The following is a 17059-nucleotide window of genomic DNA, read 5'->3' as shown; positions in this document are numbered from 1 at the left end:
GCCTGACGCCTCCGCAACGCGGCCCCGGAACGGAACGTTTCAGCGGTGGTCGAAGAAGCCGCCGTCGCGACCGTTGCGGTCGGCGAGCAGTCCAGCGAGCGTGGACAGGGCGATCTCCGCCGGTGCCTTCGAGCCGATGTCGAGGCCGATGGGGCGGCGGACCGTCGCGATCAGTGCCTCGTCCACGCCCTGGGCACGCAGGGCGTCGCCGTGCGGTCCCTGATGCCGCGGCGAGCCCATGATGCCGATCCAGCGTGGTCGTGCGCGGACCAGGGGTGCCATGACGGCACCGATGTCGTCGCGGTGGTGGTCGGTGACCACCACGTCCGCGCCGGTGACCTCCACGCGGGCCGGGTCGTGCGACACCTCGTCCGCACCGGCGCGGTGTGCCCGGGTGACCCGCGACGGGTCGGGTTCCAGCAGGACCGTCCGGAAGCCCAGCTCGCGGCCCCAGTGCAGCAGGTACGAGGCGACGGCGTTGGCGTACACCGCGACCAGCACCTTTCGCTCGGCGGGCTCCGGGTCGCCGTCGCCGTGGGCGACGTCGCAGGCCGGATCGGACGCGGCCATGTGGGCTCCTTCGTCGGTGGCAGCGTTTCCCGCCCCCGACGACGATACTGCGCGTCCCCCGACCGACGGAGTGGTTCGTGGCACGACCCGAGGGACCGGCCGAGCTCGCCGACGCCCTGGCGCAGCGCGCCTATCTCGCCGACCGAGGGCTCGTCACGGCCCTGCACCTGGCGCACCGGTTGGGTCGTCCCCTGTTGCTCGAGGGTGATGCCGGCGTCGGCAAGACCGAGGCCGCCAAGACCATGGCGGAGGTGCTCGGGGCACGACTGGTGCGGCTGCAGTGCTACGAGGGGATCGACCGGTCGCAGGCGCTGTACGCCTGGGACCACCCGCGCCAGCTGCTCCACGTGCGGACCCTCGAGGCGTCGGGGGAGCGGCCGGACCAGCACGAAAGCGAGTTGTACACGCGCCGGTTCCTGCTGCCGCGGCCGCTGCTGACAGCGCTCGAAGCGGGGGACGGTGCGGTCCTGCTGGTCGACGAGATCGACCGTGCCGACGACGAGTTCGAAGCGTTCCTGCTGGAGATCCTCAGCGACTTCCAGGTCTCGATCCCCGAGTTGGGCACCATCACGGCGGCGCGGCCCCCGATGGTCGTGCTGACGTCGAACCGCACCCGCGAACTCTCCGAGGCGCTGCGACGTCGCTGCCTCTACCACTGGATCGACCACCCCGACGTCGAGCGCGAAGCGGCGATCGTGCGGGCGCGCGTGCCCGACGTGCCGGATGGACTCGCGCAGCGGGTCGCGGGCGTGGTGGCCCGGTTGCGGGCGCTGGACCTGCACAAGCCACCGGGTGTGGCTGAGACGGTCGACTGGGCCCGGGTGGCGGTCGACCTCGGCGGACACCTCGATGCCGAGGTGGCGGCGGACACGCTCGGCGTCGTGATCAAGGACCGCGACGACCTCGCCACGGTGCGCGGTGTGATCGACGAGGTGGTCGGGATCGAGGCGTGAGCGGTCCACGTCGGTTGCTCGACGATGGCGCCGCGCACGTCGCGGCGCTGGCGGCCGGTCTGCGCCGCGAAGGGGTCGCCGTGGGGACGGGCCAGGCGACCGCGTGCGCTGCGGCCCTCGCCGGCATCGACCCCGAGGACCTCGAGGCCCGCTACTGGGCCGGCCGGGTCGCCCTGTGTTCCAGGCGCGACCACGTTCCGGTCTACGACCGTGTTTTCGCCGAGGTGGTGGCTGGTGGGGGTTCGCCGCTGCCGTCGCTGGTGGCCGAGGCGTCGCATCCCGGCATCGATGCCGGCTCGGACCGCTCCGGTGGCGCCGCCCCCGACGACGACCTGGTCGCTGGCGGGTTCGCCATGGTCGAGGAGCGCCTGCGTCACCGCCGCTTCGACCGGCTGGCGGAGCACGAACGCCACCAGGTGGACCGGCTGGTCGACGCCCTGCGGGTGTCGATCCCGGCACGACGCACCCGGCGCCGGATGCCGGGAGCGGGGGAGGAGTTCGACCTGTCACGCACCCTGGAGCGGGCCATGCGGTTCGAGGGTGAGGTGCTGGAGTTCGAACGGCTCACGCGTCGGCCACGTCCGCGGCCGCTGGTGGTGCTCCTCGACGTGTCCGGGTCGATGGCCGCCCACGCCCGCCCGTTGCTGCGGTTCGCCGTCGCGGCCGGTGCCGGGTCGCACGGCCGCCGGGCACGCGTCGAGGTGTTCGCCTTCGGGACGCGGCTGACCCGACTCACCGACGCGCTCCGTACCCGTGACCCCGATGCAGCACTGGCCGAGGCCGCCGCGAGGGTCGTGGACTGGGACGGCGGGACGCGCATCGCCGCCAGCGTCGACCGGCTGGTGCGAACGTGGGGCCGTCGCGGGGTGCTGCGAGGTGCCGTGGTGGTGGTGTGCTCCGACGGACTCGAACGCGGTGACCCGCAGCGACTCGGCCGTTCCGTCGCACGACTGCGCCGCAGCGTCCACCGACTCGTGTGGGTCAACCCGCTGGCGGGTGATCCGCGGTACGCGCCGACGCAACGGGGCATGGCAGCGGCGCTGCCGCACGTCGACGCGTTCCTGCCCGGACACGACCTCGGCAGTCTCGAGGACCTCGTCGACGTGCTCGCCCGCCTGCGCTGAGCGGCGGACCGTCACTCGATCGATGCGAGCTTCCGCAGGCGGTCCGCGAGCGCCCGGTCGCCCTCGACGGTCAGTCCGGACGCGTCGACGCGCCCCCACAACCAACGGTCGAGGTCCCACGCCGAGCCGGTGACGGTGGCCTCGGCGTCCGCGCGATCCTCGACGACGGTCAGCGCGTCGTCGTCGTAGGTGGTGCCCGAGTGGGGCGAGGTCCCACGGAAGCGTCCGAACACCACCGACCAGATGTCCCCGGTGTCCGAGGCGACCAGGCGGGCGGTGCGGTCGTCCGGGTCGAAGGAGCCCCAGCTCGGGACACCGTCGAGGAACACCCGCAGCATCTCGTCGACGCCGTCGGCGGCCAGCGGCGCGGGACATCCGCCGACCTCCGTTCCGGCGACGAGTTCGGCGTCGACCCGGTGGATCAGCGCCTCGTGTGCCTGTCGCCGCGCCACCCAACCGATGGACTCGCCGCGCTCGTCCCAGGACCAGCACCACTCCTCGGGTCGGCGGCTGCGTAGGGCGTGCAGCAGGCTCAGCGTCTGCTCCTCGAGCACGGCCATGAGGTGTTCGTCCGCCGGTCGGGCGAGGTCGGGCACCTGCTCGGGGTCGGCGACCTCGCCGGCGATGCGGGCCCAGAAGTACTGCACCTCGGCGAGGTGCCACAGCAGGTCGGCCGTGGTCCACTCCGGGCACGAAGGCACGGACGCGGACATCGGGGCGGTCGTGGCGATCCGCGCGAAGCGCGCCGTTTCGTCCGCGAGCACGTCGAGGTAGTCGTCGTGGTCCATGCGCCAACGATAGGCAGCCGGCAGCGGGGCCCGCGCCCTGGCAGGACGGATCGCTCAGTCGGTGTGCGCCCACGCCACGCCCAGCGCCAGGAGTTCCTCGGCGATCAGGCGGTGGCCGGCGTTGCTCGGATGGATTCCGTCGACCGAGATCAGGAAGTCGTCCTCCGGATCGCCCTGTCCGTCCTCGCCGTGGAAGGCGGTGTGGACCTGCGCGACCGGGATGTCGCGGGCGTCCGCCGCCGAGGCGATGGTGGCGTTGACGGCATCCAGTGACGGGCGCAGACGCTCCAGGTCGTCGGCAAGTCGCTCGTCGCCGACGAACGGCAGGTACAGGTCGAGGGTCACGATGCCGGTCGCATCGCCGCCGCGCAGGTCGAGCAGTTCGTCGAGGATCTCGCCCCAGCGCTCCTCGAAGCCGTCGGTGGCGTCACGAAAGCACTGCAGCCCGTCATCGCCTCCGCAGCGGTCGGACAGGAACAGCGGCAGCGCGCGCAGCAGGTCGTTGCCGCCGATGTCGAGCGAGACGAGGTCGGCGTCAGCGACCGCCGCGCGCACCCCCTCGTCGTCGTACAGCGAGGTCAGCAGATCCTGGCTGGTCCAGCCGTCGATCGCGAAGTTGGTGAGCTCGACGTCCACGCCGGTCCGGGTGCGCAGGCCCTCGGCGTATTCCTCGACGTACGACGTGGTCGCCCCGGCACCGGTGGCCAGCGAGTCGCCGAGCGCGACATAGGTCATCGCGTCGCCCGAATCAGGGGCGACCTCGGGACCGGCCGTGGGGTCCGGCGCCGGCGTCCCCTCCTGGTCGGGCACATCGTCACCGGCTGGCGCGTCGAGGTCGGCCGGTGCGGCGCCGGGTGCGTCCGGGGCGTCGTCGCGGTCACAGCCCGTGACGAGCAACGCGCCGACGAGCAGGGCGGGCAAGAGCGAGCGGGAGGACACCATGTCGCCACGGTATCCAGGTCCGTGAAGGGCTCAGGCGCCGTAGCGACGCTGCCGCATGGCCAGCCGGTCGGGTGCCGCGTCGAGGTCGGCGATGGTGGCGGCCAGCTCCGCCCGCAGGGCCGTGACCGCGGTGTGCGGGTCGTAGGTGGTCGGGCCGGGCACGACGCGATCGCAGATTTCGAGCCGCCGCAGGTCCGACGCGGTCGGCCGCAGCAGGGGCGCGACCTCCTCGGCGCGGGTCGGATCGCGATGGAGGATCGACGCGGCGCCTTCCGGAGCGATGACCTCGAAGACGGCGTCGTCCTGCATCAGCAGCCGGTCGCAGGCCCCGATGGCCAGCGCGCCGCCGGAGCCACCCTCGCCCGTGACCACGGCGACGGTCGGGGTGCGCACCGCCAGCACGGCCACGAAGGTCTCGGCGATGGCGGCGGCCAGGCCGGCCCGGTCCGAGTCGGGCGAGGGGTCCGCACCGGGCGTGTCGATGAAGCTGACCAGCGGCAGCCCCCACCGCTCGGCGAGTTCGGCGGCACGCCGCAGCTTGCGGAAACCGGCAGCGGTGGGCTGACCCGGTCGCCGGCCGGGTTCGCCGGCGGCGCCACGACGGTCGAACCCGAGCACCACGACCCGCCGACGGCCGAGACGTGCCACCGCGGTCACGACCGCGTCGTCGTCGGCACCGGCCCGGTCGCCGCGGAGTTCGAGGTGGGCGTCGAAGACGTGCGCGAGCAGGTCGCGCGCCGAGGGGCGGTCGGGACGGCGGGCGGCGCGGACCGCCTGCCAGGCCTCGTGCTCGACGACGGGTTCCTCGACGTGTTCGGCGGCCGGCAGTGGTCCGTGCCGCAGCGCCGGGTGCAGCAGGTCCACCCAGGCGTCGAGGTACAGCGGGGCGTCGCCCTCGGCTGCGACCACGTCGACCAGCCCGCTGCGCAGGGCGCTCGCGGCGGTGTGGCTGTCCTCGCCGACGGCGTCGCCGGTGAACGCCTCGACCACCCGGGGGCCGGCGAAACCGATGGTGGCGCCGTCGTCGGCGACCACGACGTCGGCGAGCGCACCGTAGGACGCGTGCACGCCACCGGTGGTCGGGTGGGTGAAGTGGGCGAGCACGGGAAGTCCGACATCGCGGAGGCGGCGGACACCCTCGGCGAGGCGGGCCATCTGTACCAGCGAGACCATGCCCTCCTGCATACGGGCGCCGCCCGAGGAGGTGACCGCCAGGAACGGCAGGCGGTGTCGCAGGGCCACGGCCATGGCGTGCGCGACCCGGTCGCCGTGGACCCGGCCCATGGACCCGCCGAGGAAGGCGAAGTCCCCGAGGGCGACGACGACGTCCTGGCCGGCCAGCGTCGCGAGGCCGACGGCGACCGACTCGTCGAGGTGGGCCAGACCGGCGAGCTTGTCCGCGTAGCCGGGGAAGTCGAGGGGATCGGGTGCCGCCGTGGCGGGGGCGGCGGCCGACGGCAGCGGGCGCAGGTCCTCGCGTCGCAGGGTGCGCGGCAGCTGGATCCGGGTCATGGTGCTCATCGGTCGGCCTCCTGCGCCGGTGCGGCCGCGGGGTAGAGCTCGAACAACCGCAGGTCGGCGACGTGGTCGAGGTGGGCGCGCATCGCCGCGGCGGCCCGGTCGGCGTCACCGTCGGCGATCGCCTCCGCGATCGCCTCGTGGTCGGCGAGGGAGCGTGGTGGCCGCCCCGACTGCGACAACGACTCGCCCCGTGTCTCGGCGACGGCTTCGTGCAGACGCTCCATCAACTCGGCGAGCACGGGGTTGTGTGCCGCCGCGGTGACGGCCCCGTGGAACGCGCCGTCGCCCTCGAGCCCGATCTCGCCCGCCTCGACCTGGCGTCGCATCAGTTCGAGGCCGTCGCTGATCGCGGCCAGGTCCTCCGAGGTGCGGCGCGTTGCCGCATGGGCGGCGATGGGGATCTCCAGGGCACGCCGCGCCTCGAGGACGGCGGTGAGTCGGTGGCGTCGGTCGACGACCTTCGCCAACGGCCCCGAGGAGGGATCGAGTTCACGCACGAAGGTGCCGCCGCCGTGGCGGACCTCCAGGATGCCCTGGGTCTGCAGTACCACGATGGCCTGACGCACGGTGGTACGGGACACGCCGAGCCGACGCGCCAGTTCCCGCTCGCCTGGCAGCTTGTCGCCCACCTGGAGGCCAGACTGCACGACGTGTGAGAGCAACCGCTCGGCGATCGCCTCGTGCAGAGGGGTGCGCGCGACCGGGCGCAACGCCGGGGTGTCGGCGAGAGGGGGGGTGCCCGCGGCCATCGTGGTGCCTCGTCGTCGTCCAACCTGACACGGACGTCAGATTGGTCTACTTACTGGACCAGTATGCCAGTTGCGGGTGGACGGCGCCACCGGTTCCCGCTGGCCGGCCGGGCGATGGCCGTCGCTAGGCTCGGCCGGCGCCCGCGATGGGCCGTCCTCGCCACCGCACTCCGGGAGACCACGCCATGGGAGAGTTCGTCCGACTCGAGGTCGACGCCGAGCGTCGTGTCGGCACGATCCGCATGGATCGTCCACCGATGAACGCGATCTCCGACCAGGTGTGGCTCGAGATCGGCGACTGCGCCCAGGAGGCCGCCGATCACCCCGACGTCGGTGCGATCGTGGTGTGGGGTGGTCCCAAGGTCTTCGCGGCAGGCGCCGACATCAAGGACTTCCCCGATTACGACTACCAGGCCATGAAGGCCGGTGGCGGCGTCCTGCAGCGTTCCCTCGACACGTTGGCGCGCGTGCCGCTGGTGACCATCGCCGTGGTCAACGGTTATGCGCTCGGCGGCGGCTGCGAGGTGGCGTTGGCGTGCGACTTCCGCTTCGCCGCCGACAACGCCAAGCTCGGCCAACCCGAGGTGCTGCTCGGGCTCATCCCCGGCGCCGGAGGGACCCAGCGACTCCCACGCCTCGTCGGCCTGTCCCGCGCCAAGGAGCTGCTGTTCTCCGGCCGCATGGTCGACATGGTCGAGGCCCAGCAGATCGGCCTGGTGGACCAGGTGCACCCCGCCGACGAGGTCTACGACCGCGCCGTCGAGGCCGCGGCCCGCTACGCCGCCGGCCCGTTCGCGCTGCGGCTGATCAAGCAGGCGGTCGAGGAGGGCACCGAGATGCCGCTCGACCAGGGTCTGCGGCTGGAACAGTCGCTGTTCGCCGAAGCGTTCGGCACCGACGACGCCACGACCGGTATCCAGTCGTTCCTCGCCAACGGCCCCGGCAAGGCGGAGTTCACCGGCCGGTGACGGCGCGATGGCCCCGGCACGGCACGTGCCGGGACCATCGCGACGCCGTCGAAACCGGTTCTTGCGCCGCCGGCCCGACTGCGCGTCAGCGGGTGACGTTGGCCACGCCGGTCGGAAGCGGCCGCGGCGTGCGCCACATGGCGTAGGCGAACACGGACATCCCGGCCGCGAACGGCACACCGTGCAGCAGCGTCGGCAGTGCGAGGTTGAATGCGGCGTTGACAGCGACCGGGGTCAGCATGATCACGACGCCGATCCAGCGCGGATGTACCCCGGATCGCAGGAGACCCGCGCCCAGCACCAGCATCCCCACCGAGATCAGCAGTGGCCCGGTGTTGATGCCCAGGATCGCCGGGTGCGCGAAGTAGGCCTCGTGCGCCTCGAACGAGGTGGCGGGATCGACCGCCGTGAGGGCGAAGCCGACGGCACCGTGCGCCACGTCACCGAGGGCCATCGTGATGGCGCCGAGCGTGGTCGCGACGATCCCCATCGCGGTCACCGTCGCTCCGCGGTCGCCACGGAGGACGGCGAGGTGGCTGCCGGCTCCGACCGCCACGAGGGCGAAGCCGAAGCCCATCAACAGGTGGGAACCGAGCCAGCGTGTCGGCGCGTCGGCGATCGCCATCGGGATGGCGAGGTCCTCGGCCATCGCGGGGAGATGCAGCGCCATGCCGACAGCAGCGAGCACGGAACCGAGCACCACCGTGACCGGGCCACCGAGGCGGGCGAGAGGGTGCCACGGCACCGGGTGGTCCAGATGGACGTCCTCCGCGGTGATGCTGGGCGTCGGGGTCGTGTCGGACATCGGAAACCTCCGGTATCGGCGTCGGGTTCGCTGCGGCAGTGACGAGTCCACTCTGCGGCCCCTGCTGGTGCGGCGCGTCCGCCGGTGGTCGTCACCTGGGGTGCGAGGGAGGTATCCCCCGCGACTCGCGGTGGGCCGGATCTACGACCTGGGGATGACGACAGTGACGACCTGAATCGGACGCCCGCACGACCCCGCACCGGTAACGTTGGTCGATGCCCGTGACCCTGCGCCGCATCCCGGTCCCGCCCGCCACCGACGTGGCCATCGCGGTCGTGTTCGCGGTGATCGGGCAGGCGGTCACGTGGCACCCGCTCGAGGTTCAGACCACCTGGGTCGGGTCACGTCCCATGAACGCGGTCTTGAACCTGTTCTTCATGGCGACGCTCGCGTGGCGCCGCCGGGCGCCGCTGGCTGCGGTATCCCTCGCGGTGGGGGTCTATCTGCTGCCGATGCTGGTGGTGCCGCACGACATGTCGTTTCTGGCGGGGGGCGTGCCGCTGATCCTGCTGACGGCGTCGGCCGGTTACTACTCCCCGCGCCGGCGGGCCATCCTCGCGCTCGTCATCGGGCTGATGGGGTTGGCCGCGGCGTCGCTGTCCACGCCCGAACTGCGTTCGTGGGACGCCTTCGCGTGGAACACCGGTTTCATGCTCGTGCCCTGGCTGGGCGCGCGAGGCATGCGGGAACGGGAGGATCGAGCGGCGGCCCTGGCGACCGAACTCACCACCGAGCGGGCGAGCAGGGAAGCCGCGCGACGTGAGGCCGCCGCCGCGGAACGCGCCCACATCGCCCGCGAGCTGCACGACATCGTCGCCCACTCGGTCTCGATGATGGTGATCCAGATCGGGGCGGCGCGGGTGGTGCTGCCAGCGGGAGCCGCGGACGCGCGGACGCCACTGCTCGATGCCGAGGCCACCGGCCGTCAGACGCTCGACGACCTGCGTCGCCTCCTCGGGGTGCTGCGCGCCGACCCCGATGGCGATCTCACGACCGCAACGGGGCCGGCAGCGCCTCAGCCGGGCCTGTCCGAGCTGGAGGCGCTGCTCGCACCTGTCCGTGAAACCGGTCTCGACGTCGAGGTGAAGGTGCACGGGCAGCGCGTGGTACTCCCGGCCGCGCTCGACCTGACGGCGTACCGGATCGTGCAGGAGGGACTGACGAACACGCTCAAGCACAGCGGTGCGTCCCGGGTCACGGTCCGGCTCACCTACACGCCCACGACGTTGCACATCGACCTCGTCGACGACGGGACGGCCGCGCACACCGACGGGGCCGGTCATGGCCTCGTCGGCATCAGCGAGCGGGCATCGCTGTTCGGTGGCAGCGTCTCGGCGGGGCGAGCCGACGACGGCGGCTGGAAGGTGCAGACCAGGCTGCCGCTCCCGGCCCCACAGGAGCGTCACGCCCCCGCGCTCCCGGCTCCGTGATCCGCGTCGTCATCGCGGACGACCAGGCGCTGGTGCGTGGTGGGCTCGCCATGATCCTCTCGGCTGCGCCGGACCTCGACGTCGTCGGCGTGGCCGAGGACGGCGCGCAGGCGGTGCGGCTGGCGACGGAGCGCACGCCGGACGTCATGCTGATGGACGTGCGCATGCCGGTGATGGACGGACTGGAGGCGACCCGACGCATCCTCGCCACGCCGGGCCTCAGCTCGAAGGTGGTCATGCTCACGACCTTCGATGCGGACGAGTACGTCTACGAGGCACTCACGGCAGGCGCATCCGGGTTCCTGCTGAAGGAGACCCGCCCCGAAGCGCTCGCCGACGCGGTTCGCACGGTGGTCGGTGGCGAGGCACTCATTGCACCGAGCGTGCTCCGCCGGCTCGTGGACCAACACACCATCGGCACCGCGGTCGCTGCTGAACGGCTGTCCGAGCTGACCGGGCGGGAAGCGGAGGTGCTGCGGCTGGTCGGCCGGGGAGCCAACAACGCCGAGATCGCCCGGGAGCTCTGGATCACCGAACCCACGGTGAAGACCCACGTCACCCGGATCTTCCGCAAGCTCGATCTGCGGGACCGGGCGCAGGCCGTCGTGCTCGCCTACGAGTCGGGGCTCGTCACGCCCGGCAGGACGGCGCAGGTGCAGGACGCCGACACGTCGCCCTGACGCGACCGCTCCGACGACCGTCGCCCGCGGCTCACGGTTCCCGGTCGGGTGGTGCGGCCGGCGTGGTCGATCCTTCCGTGGCGAAGGCCGAGACGAGCATGGCCAGCCGTTCGCCGTTGCCGAGCCAGGGGGCATGGCCGGCGGGGTACACCTCGAGGCGCCCATCGGGCACGAGGTCGGCGAGGGCACGCGCCACGTCGACGGAACCGAGCGGTTCCCGGTCGCCCCAGATCATCAGCGTCGGGGGTTTCAGGACGCGCAGCTCGTCCTCGGTGACCCGGAAGGTGCGCCGGAACGCCGAGGGCACGAGCAGGACGTGGGGCGCCAGGACCGCGCGCACCTCGTTGCGGTCGGTCGTCGCGGCGACCGGGTCCCGGCCCGTCGCCACGAGCAGCTCGATGAGATCGGGATGGTCGCCGATGGTGGCTCCCTCGCCGACCATCGTGGCGAACCTGACGGTCGACGCTGCGGTCGGCGGTGCCATCCGTTGCACCAGCCGGCCGAGGCCCGGGGTGCCCATCACGCGGTAGGGCAGCGGCGCCACCTCACCAGGCAGTGCAGGCGCGCCGGCGAGGAGCACGAGCCGTGACACCCGCTCCGGGTTGGCGAGCGCGAACCACGTCGACCACAGCCCGCCCATCGAGTGGCCGACGAGCGTTGGTGCGTGGAGCTCCAACGTGTCGAGCAGCCCTGCCACCCACGCCACCGCCGCTTCCCGAAACCGGCGGCGCGGCAGAGCGCCCGGGTCGCTCAGCCCCTGACCCGGCCGATCCGGTGCGAACACCCGCACGCCGGTGAGGCGCTCGAGCAGCGGTCGGTAGAACAGCGCCGGGCCGCCGGTGCCGTGCAGCACGACGACCGGCGGACCGACGCCGCCCTCGATCACGTGCACCCGCCGTCCATCGACCTCGATGTACCTGCGCGTCAGGGGGGACCCGTCCAGGCGTCCGTAGAGGGCGTGCACGTCATCGGGGTGTCCGGATTGCGACGCCATGGTTCGCCTCCCTGACCGCGATGCCGCCAGCTGATCGCGGATGCGCCGGCCGGTGACGCGGTCACGTCGGCGACGCTACGGGCGTCCCCTGCGCTGGGGTATCGGGAGATCTCCCCATGGCACCAGCCCGTGCTCGACGGCGAACAGGGTGGCGCCGGCACGGGTCGAGACGCCCATCTGCGGTAGGCGTGTTGCAGGTGGCGGTCGGCCGTCTTGACCGAGATCCCGAGCTCCTTCGCGACCTGTTTGGTGAGCAGCCCTCGTGCGACCAGGCCGACCACCTGCGTCTCGCGGACCGTGAGCTGGGACGGCCGCGCGATCGGCGGCACCGGCTGACCGGCCGCCGCGAGCACCGCAGCCACCGCGTCCGGGTCGTGACGGCCGGCGTCGGCGTCGGCGGCGAGGATCGCTCCCGCCTGACGGGCGGTCAGGGCGGCGCGGTGGGGACGTGGCTCGGTCATCGCATGGAAGGCGTCCGCGACGGCCAGCAGCCGGGCGGCCCGGGGCAACGACGCGGCCGGTAACGCGCGGTGGTAGCCGCTGCCGTCGAGTCGTTCGTGGTGTGAACGGGCGAGGTCGGCGAGCGGGGCGAGCGACGGCGCCCGCGCCAGTACCCGCTCGGTGTGGTAGGCGTGCAGCCGCACCTGTTCCCACTCGTCGGCGCCCAGCGGGCCCCGCTTCTGCCAGACGGCCGGGTGCGTCGCGGCCCGTCCCACGTCGTGCACGAGCGCCGCCCGGCGCACCCGCACCACCTCGACATCATCGAGGCCGCACTGCCGAGCCGCCGCCTCCGCGAGCGCCGCCACACCCGACGAATGACCGGACTGGAACGGAGACGTGAGATCGGCGAGCATCCCCATCGCGGCGAGGGCTCGATCGATCCCGCCCCCGTCGAGGTGCCGCCACGGTGCCGGTTCCGCGTCGAGTGTGGCCTCCCACGCCGACGACGCGACGTCCGCTGCGGCGAAGACGTCGCGCCACGCGGCCACGAACGCGCCGACCACCTTCGGGTCGAACGCGTGCCCGGACCGGTCGCGGACCACCTGCACGGCTCCCTCGTCGCCATGCACCAGCCGCTGGAAGGCGACGTCGCGGGCTACCTGGGCGATCCGCAGGGCCAATGGGAGCTCGTCGCCCTCGGCCCGGCGCAGCGGCCCGCCGCCATCCCACCGCTCCGTCAGGAGCCGCATGAGCCCTTGTACCGTCGCCGGCAGCCCCAGGCGCTCGGCCAACATCTCGGCCACCTCGCAGAAGGCCGCGAAGTGCGGTCCGGCCTGACGTGCCGCTCGTGGCAGCCGCACGGCGATCTGCGCGGCGCGGCGCAGGGGCGGGGCCTCGGGCGACGGAAGGGCCCGGACGACCCCGCCGATCCGCCGCAGCCGGCGATCGAAGTGCACCGGCGTGACGTGCTCGGTCTGGGACCCACCGAAGAGCCGCATCGAGACGTCGGCATCGCTCGTGCATCCGCTGTACATCAGCAGGCTGGTGAAGTAGGTCATCGCGACCGTGTCGCGGTCCACCTCGAGCAGCTCGGCGAGCCGCATCGCCATCAGCGTGGCGTGCAGTCCATGTTCGAAGGGAAAACCCATCGCCAGGTCAGTCGCCAGGCAGGTAGCCGCTATGACCTCGGCGGACCGGAGGCGATCCGCTGCGTCTTCCGGATGTGCGGACACGAGATCACGCTAGTGGCCACCTTTCGTGCCGGCAGCCGAACGTGGGCACAGGGCTGGGCCTCACCGAACCGGATACCCCTCGGTTTCGTGCCGGGAACCGAAAGCGGGGCCGATGGCGAGGGTGAGCGTCGGAAATCGGGCCCTTCATCGTGCGGGGAGCCGAAAGCGGGTGTGGGTCAGGCGGGCCGGCCGTGCAGGGCGCGGTCGAGGATCTGCATCGGGTGGACGGCCGGCACGCCCGCGGCCGCCAGGTGCAACGAGCAGCCGGGGTTGGCGCTCGCGACCAGGTCGGGGCCGACGCGTTCGATCGCGGCCACCTTCAGGTCGCGGACGTCGCGGGACAGGCCGGGCTGAACCATCGAGTAGGACCCACCGGCGCCGCAGCACAGGCCCTTGTCGTCGAGCTCGACCAGGTCACGCACGTAGGGCCGCAGAACGGTGCGGGTGGCGTCGTGGACGCGCTGGACGTGCCGCAGGTGGCACGGGTCCTGGATCGCGACGCGCCGGTCCAGCGGGACCGCGTCGGGCAACCGGTCGAGGTTGGCGGCCAGCCACTCATGGACGTCGTGCACCCGGGCGGCGAACGCCGTTCCCTGCGGGGACCCGAGCAGGTGGCCGTAGTCCTTCATCGCGGCCCCGCATCCGGCGGAGTCGACCAGCACCGGGCGGCCGTCGTCGAGGCGGTCGACGACACGCTGGGCCAGGGCGCGGGCCTCGTCGCCCAGACCGGCATGGGTGTGCAGGGCGCCGCAGCACGGCGCCGCGTCACCTGTTGGCGCCACGCCGAACCCGGCCGCCTCGAGGACCCGCTTGGTGGCGGCATGGACGTCGCGCTGCCAGGCGTCCATCACGCAACCGGTGAACAGGTAGACGTCGCTGCCCGACGCCGGCAGGGGAGTCCGCCGCAGTGGCAACCGGCGAGGCAGTCCGAGTTGCGTGGGCAGCGGCACCAGGCGCTGGACGAGGGCGATGAGGCGTGTGCCGGCTCGGAGCAGCCGCGGCGCGGCGAGCACCCGCAGCAGCATCCGCAGCCACCAGGGTGTGAAGCGCCCCGCGGCGGTCAGCGTCTCGCGTGTCTGCTCCATCAGGTGCCCGAAACGCACGTTGCTGGGGCAGGCCGGTTCGCAGCCACGGCACTGGATGCAGGTCCCGAACGACTGCACCACCTCGTCGGTCACCGGTGCGCCGCCGTCCTGCACCGCCCGCATCAGGGCGATGCGGCCCCGTGGCGAGGCCGACTCGTCGCCGGTCACCTGGTAGGTCGGGCACGCGGTGAGGCACAGGCCGCACTGCACGCACGCGTCGAGCAGTTCGCGGTCGAGCCCCAGATCCATGCCAGCCTCCTCGTCCTCACCCCGCCGCGGGGTCACGGCCGGGGTTGAGTCGTCCCTGCGGGTCGAACGCTTCCTTCACGCGCACGTGCAGCTCGCGGATCGTGGGCGACAGCGGCCGGGTCGGCTGCCGCCGCTGTGCGAACACGGTGCCGACGCCGACCGAGGCGACGAACGCGTCACCGAGATCGAGTCCGTCCAAGGCGCGCAGGTCCCGCTTGGTCAGCGACCAGCGATGTGGCGGCAGCGCGGGTGGTCCATCGACCTCGGCGAAGGCGCCGATCGACCGCAGGGTCCGGCCTTCGGCCGCGACGTCCGGCGCGTGGCCCTCGAGCAGCACCCAGGTGCGGCTGCCGTCCCACAGCACCGCACCCGGCCGGAACAGCGCGTCCCGGACCGCGAACGGATCGACGTCGTCGGCGCGCAGCCAGACGCGAGCCAGGGGGATCGGGTTCGTGCGCAGGATCACTTCGGCGAACAACCCGAGCGTGCCCAGCGAGCCGACCATCAGGCGCGGCAGGTCGAAACCGCTGACGTTCTTCACCGTCGGTCCTCCCCCGGTGATCACACGTCCCTCGGCGGAGACGTAGCGCACCTGCAGCAGGGCCGTCCGCACCCTGCCGACGCCGAGCACGCTCAGGGCGTCCTCGCCGACCGCCAGCGCACCACCGACGGTGCCGCCGCGTTCGGGCAACGCGGTCCGCTGGCCGGCTTCCGCCAGTTGGGCGTGCAGGTCGGCGACCGCCGTCCCGGCACGGACCTGCACGGTCATCTCGTGGGGGAGATAGGACACGATCCCGGTCGGTGCTCGGACCAACCGGACGTCGATCGCCGGTGGGCCGCCACGCTCCCAGCGGGTGCGCGCACCCTCGACGGCGACCGGACCTTCGCTGCCGACCGCCTCGGCGAACGCGGTGAGGACCGGGTCGGTGCTGGTGAGGGTCGCGCTCATCCCCACACCCCGGTCGGGACGCGCGTGAGCGCCTGGATGTCGGCGCAGCTGTGGCCGGTGGGGAGGACCTTGCCCGGGTTGCAACGGCAGCCCGGGTCGAAGGCGCGACGCACCCGGGCCTGGTGGTCGAGGTCGTCGTCGGTGAACAGCGCCCGCATCGCGTCGCGCTTCTCCACGGCGATGCCGTGCTCACCCGACAGCACGCCGCCGGCGTCGAGGGAGACCCGCACGATCTCCGCCCCGGCCAGGTGCACGCGGGCGACCACGTCCGGGTCGCTGCCGTCGAACAACAGCAGCGGGTGCAGGTTCCCGTCACCGGCATGGAACACGTTCATCACCATGATCTGGTGCCGGTCCGCGATCTCGTACACCTGCTCGAGCACGTCGGCGAGCCGCGAGCGGGGCACGACCGTGTCGTTGAGGTAGTACCTCGGCGCGATCTGGGCGGTCGCCCCGAACGCCGTCTTGCGGCCCTTCCAGAGCAGCGCGCGTTCGTCCTCCGTCCGCGCCAGGCGGACGCTGGTGGCGCCGTTGGCGCGGCCGAGCCGGTCGATCCGCTCGGCTTCGATCTGCACCCCGTCCTCGAGCCCCTCCACCTCGGCCAGCAGGACCGCCGCGGCGTCCCGGGGGTAGCCCGCGTGGACGTAGTTCTCGACCGCCTCGATGGCGCGCTGGTCCATGACCTCCATCGCGGCGGGCACGATCCCCTCGGCGATGACGGCGCTGACCGTGCGGGCCGCGTCGCGCACCGTCCCGAAGGCCAGCAGCAGGGTCCGGACCGCCGGGGGGTTGGGCGTGAGCACGACGGCGACGCGTGTGGCGATGCCCATCGTGCCCTCGCTGCCGACGAACACGCCGCGCAGGTCGAGCCCGGGGGTCTCGGCGTCCAGCCCGCCGAGGACGACCGCCTCACCCGACGGCAGCACGACCTCGACCGCCGCGACGTGGGGGTTGGTGACACCGTAGGCGAGGCAGTGCGGCCCGCCGGAGTTGTTGGCGACGTTGCCGCCGATGGTGCACACCTGCTGGCTCGACGGGTCGGGGGCGAAGTGGAAGCCCAGGGGCCGCAGGTGCTCGGTGAGCGCGAGGTTGACCACGCCCGGCTCGACCCAGGCGATCCGCTCGTCGAGGTCGACCTCGAGGATGCGCTTCATGCGGGACAGCGAGACCACGATCGGGGCCCCCAGGGGGACCGCGCCGCCGGACAGTCCCGTACCCGCGCCACGGGGGACCACGGCCCGGCCGTGCTCGGCCGCGATCCGCATGATGGCCTGCACCTCGGTGGCGCTCTCGGCGAAGCAGACCGGTCCGGAGACCCCGAGGTCGTAGATCGAGGCGTCGTGGGCGAACAGGGTCCGCTCGGCGCCGTCGTACCGGACCCGCTCGGGCGCGAGCGCGGCGCGCAGGTCCGCGAGCAACGGGTCGGACGCCGCCGCGCCCGGCGGGCGCCCGAGCAGCCTGCGCAGCCTCGCCACCGCGTGCTCCCTCGTCCGCGTCGCCTGCCCACGGTAGCGATCTGGGCGCCGGCGTCCGGCTTCAGTACCGTGCACGTTCGCAGCCGGTCGGTCGCCGCCGGTTC

16 protein-coding genes are annotated in these 17059 nt (G+C 72.9%); 5 read left to right on the top strand and 11 right to left on the bottom strand.

Annotation, left to right across the window (positions count from 1 at the left end):
• Positions 1–39: 39 nt before the first annotated feature.
• Complete coding sequence (locus tag ACERMF_RS06280) at positions 40–570, bottom strand: XdhC family protein (protein WP_373668180.1); 531 nt, start codon at positions 568–570, stop codon at positions 40–42.
• 77 nt (positions 571–647) lie between these two features.
• Here ACERMF_RS06280 and ACERMF_RS06275 point away from each other — a divergent pair, with 77 nt between their 5' ends.
• A complete protein-coding gene (locus tag ACERMF_RS06275) occupies positions 648–1523 on the top strand; it encodes an AAA family ATPase (RefSeq protein ID WP_373668179.1) in 876 nt (291 codons plus the stop codon).
• Positions 1520–2647, top strand: a complete 1128-nt coding sequence (locus tag ACERMF_RS06270; RefSeq protein ID WP_373668178.1) for a VWA domain-containing protein — start codon at positions 1520–1522, stop codon at positions 2645–2647. The genes ACERMF_RS06275 and ACERMF_RS06270 overlap by 4 nt, the downstream gene beginning before the upstream one ends.
• Positions 2648–2658: 11 nt before the next feature.
• Here the strand turns inward: ACERMF_RS06270 and ACERMF_RS06265 are convergent, their stop codons facing one another.
• From ACERMF_RS06265 to ACERMF_RS06250, 4 genes are read right to left on the bottom strand one after another with little or no spacing between them, the layout of a single operon-like run.
• Entirely contained in the window at positions 2659–3435 is a 777-nt protein-coding gene (locus ACERMF_RS06265; protein WP_373668177.1) for a maleylpyruvate isomerase family mycothiol-dependent enzyme, read from the bottom strand.
• Positions 3436–3489: 54 nt separating this feature from the next.
• Positions 3490–4377, bottom strand: a complete 888-nt coding sequence (locus ACERMF_RS06260; RefSeq protein ID WP_373668176.1) for an SGNH/GDSL hydrolase family protein — start codon at positions 4375–4377, stop codon at positions 3490–3492.
• Positions 4378–4407: 30 nt separating this feature from the next.
• Positions 4408–5898 (bottom strand): carboxyl transferase domain-containing protein, encoded by a 1491-nt coding sequence (locus tag ACERMF_RS06255; protein WP_373668175.1) that lies wholly within the window; start codon positions 5896–5898, stop codon positions 4408–4410.
• Positions 5895–6647, bottom strand: a complete 753-nt coding sequence (locus ACERMF_RS06250) for a FadR/GntR family transcriptional regulator (protein ID WP_373668174.1) — start codon at positions 6645–6647, stop codon at positions 5895–5897. The genes ACERMF_RS06255 and ACERMF_RS06250 overlap by 4 nt, the downstream gene beginning before the upstream one ends.
• Positions 6648–6832: 185 nt before the next feature.
• Here ACERMF_RS06250 and ACERMF_RS06245 point away from each other — a divergent pair, with 185 nt between their 5' ends.
• Positions 6833–7615, top strand: coding sequence for an enoyl-CoA hydratase/isomerase family protein (locus tag ACERMF_RS06245; RefSeq protein ID WP_373668173.1), 783 nt, complete (start codon positions 6833–6835; stop codon positions 7613–7615).
• An 85-nt stretch (positions 7616–7700) separates the two neighbouring features.
• Here the strand turns inward: ACERMF_RS06245 and ACERMF_RS06240 are convergent, their stop codons facing one another.
• Positions 7701–8420, bottom strand: a complete 720-nt coding sequence (locus ACERMF_RS06240; RefSeq protein ID WP_373668172.1) for a hypothetical protein — start codon at positions 8418–8420, stop codon at positions 7701–7703.
• A gap of 215 nt (positions 8421–8635) precedes the next feature.
• Between ACERMF_RS06240 and ACERMF_RS06235 the strand changes: the two genes are divergently transcribed.
• Both ACERMF_RS06235 and ACERMF_RS06230 read left to right on the top strand, forming a co-directional pair.
• Complete coding sequence (locus ACERMF_RS06235; protein WP_373668171.1) at positions 8636–9850, top strand: sensor histidine kinase; 1215 nt, start codon at positions 8636–8638, stop codon at positions 9848–9850.
• Positions 9847–10530, top strand: coding sequence for a response regulator (locus ACERMF_RS06230; protein WP_373668170.1), 684 nt, complete (start codon positions 9847–9849; stop codon positions 10528–10530). Before ACERMF_RS06235 ends, ACERMF_RS06230 begins: the two co-directional genes overlap by 4 nt.
• Positions 10531–10561: 31 nt before the next feature.
• On the opposite strand, the gene ACERMF_RS06225 is transcribed toward ACERMF_RS06230, so the two are convergent.
• From ACERMF_RS06225 to ACERMF_RS06205, 5 genes are all read right to left on the bottom strand, one after another.
• On the bottom strand, positions 10562–11524 hold the full coding sequence (locus tag ACERMF_RS06225; protein WP_373668169.1) for an alpha/beta fold hydrolase: 963 nt from the start codon (positions 11522–11524) through the stop codon (positions 10562–10564).
• Positions 11455–13113 (bottom strand): HD domain-containing phosphohydrolase, encoded by a 1659-nt coding sequence (locus ACERMF_RS06220; protein WP_373668168.1) that lies wholly within the window; start codon positions 13111–13113, stop codon positions 11455–11457. The genes ACERMF_RS06225 and ACERMF_RS06220 overlap by 70 nt, the downstream gene beginning before the upstream one ends.
• 260 nt (positions 13114–13373) lie before the next feature.
• Complete coding sequence (locus ACERMF_RS06215) at positions 13374–14531, bottom strand: (Fe-S)-binding protein (RefSeq protein ID WP_373668167.1); 1158 nt, start codon at positions 14529–14531, stop codon at positions 13374–13376.
• Between the two features lie 16 nt (positions 14532–14547).
• Complete coding sequence (locus ACERMF_RS06210; RefSeq protein ID WP_373668166.1) at positions 14548–15480, bottom strand: FAD-binding protein; 933 nt, start codon at positions 15478–15480, stop codon at positions 14548–14550.
• Positions 15477–16955: an FAD-binding oxidoreductase gene (locus ACERMF_RS06205; protein WP_373668165.1), complete on the bottom strand. Its 1479-nt coding sequence runs from the start codon at positions 16953–16955 to the stop codon at positions 15477–15479. Before ACERMF_RS06205 ends, ACERMF_RS06210 begins: the two co-directional genes overlap by 4 nt.
• Positions 16956–17059: the final 104 nt, after the last annotated feature.

Source organism: Egicoccus sp. AB-alg6-2 (assembly GCF_041821025.1).
GTDB lineage: Bacteria > Actinomycetota > Nitriliruptoria > Nitriliruptorales > Nitriliruptoraceae > Egicoccus.
Note: the sequence above shows the minus strand (reverse complement) of the source record. Positions and strands in the feature narration are given on the sequence as shown.

What these genes read in the sequence shown, in the direction of transcription:
- ACERMF_RS06240 (WP_373668172.1), bottom strand. Translation starts at nt 8,420, where the DNA reads ATGTCCGACACGACCCCGACGCCCAGCATCACCGCGGAGGACGTCCAT.
- ACERMF_RS06215 (WP_373668167.1), bottom strand. Translation starts at nt 14,531, where the DNA reads ATGGATCTGGGGCTCGACCGCGAACTGCTCGACGCGTGCGTGCAGTGC.
- ACERMF_RS06210 (WP_373668166.1), bottom strand. Translation starts at nt 15,480, where the DNA reads ATGAGCGCGACCCTCACCAGCACCGACCCGGTCCTCACCGCGTTCGCC.
- ACERMF_RS06280 (WP_373668180.1), bottom strand. Translation starts at nt 570, where the DNA reads ATGGCCGCGTCCGATCCGGCCTGCGACGTCGCCCACGGCGACGGCGAC.
- ACERMF_RS06225 (WP_373668169.1), bottom strand. Translation starts at nt 11,524, where the DNA reads ATGGCGTCGCAATCCGGACACCCCGATGACGTGCACGCCCTCTACGGA.
- ACERMF_RS06250 (WP_373668174.1), bottom strand. Translation starts at nt 6,647, where the DNA reads ATGGCCGCGGGCACCCCCCCTCTCGCCGACACCCCGGCGTTGCGCCCG.
- ACERMF_RS06265 (WP_373668177.1), bottom strand. Translation starts at nt 3,435, where the DNA reads ATGGACCACGACGACTACCTCGACGTGCTCGCGGACGAAACGGCGCGC.
- ACERMF_RS06255 (WP_373668175.1), bottom strand. Translation starts at nt 5,898, where the DNA reads ATGAGCACCATGACCCGGATCCAGCTGCCGCGCACCCTGCGACGCGAG.
- ACERMF_RS06260 (WP_373668176.1), bottom strand. Translation starts at nt 4,377, where the DNA reads ATGGTGTCCTCCCGCTCGCTCTTGCCCGCCCTGCTCGTCGGCGCGTTG.
- ACERMF_RS06245 (WP_373668173.1), top strand. Translation starts at nt 6,833, where the DNA reads ATGGGAGAGTTCGTCCGACTCGAGGTCGACGCCGAGCGTCGTGTCGGC.
- ACERMF_RS06235 (WP_373668171.1), top strand. Translation starts at nt 8,636, where the DNA reads ATGCCCGTGACCCTGCGCCGCATCCCGGTCCCGCCCGCCACCGACGTG.
- ACERMF_RS06220 (WP_373668168.1), bottom strand. Translation starts at nt 13,113, where the DNA reads ATGGGTTTTCCCTTCGAACATGGACTGCACGCCACGCTGATGGCGATG.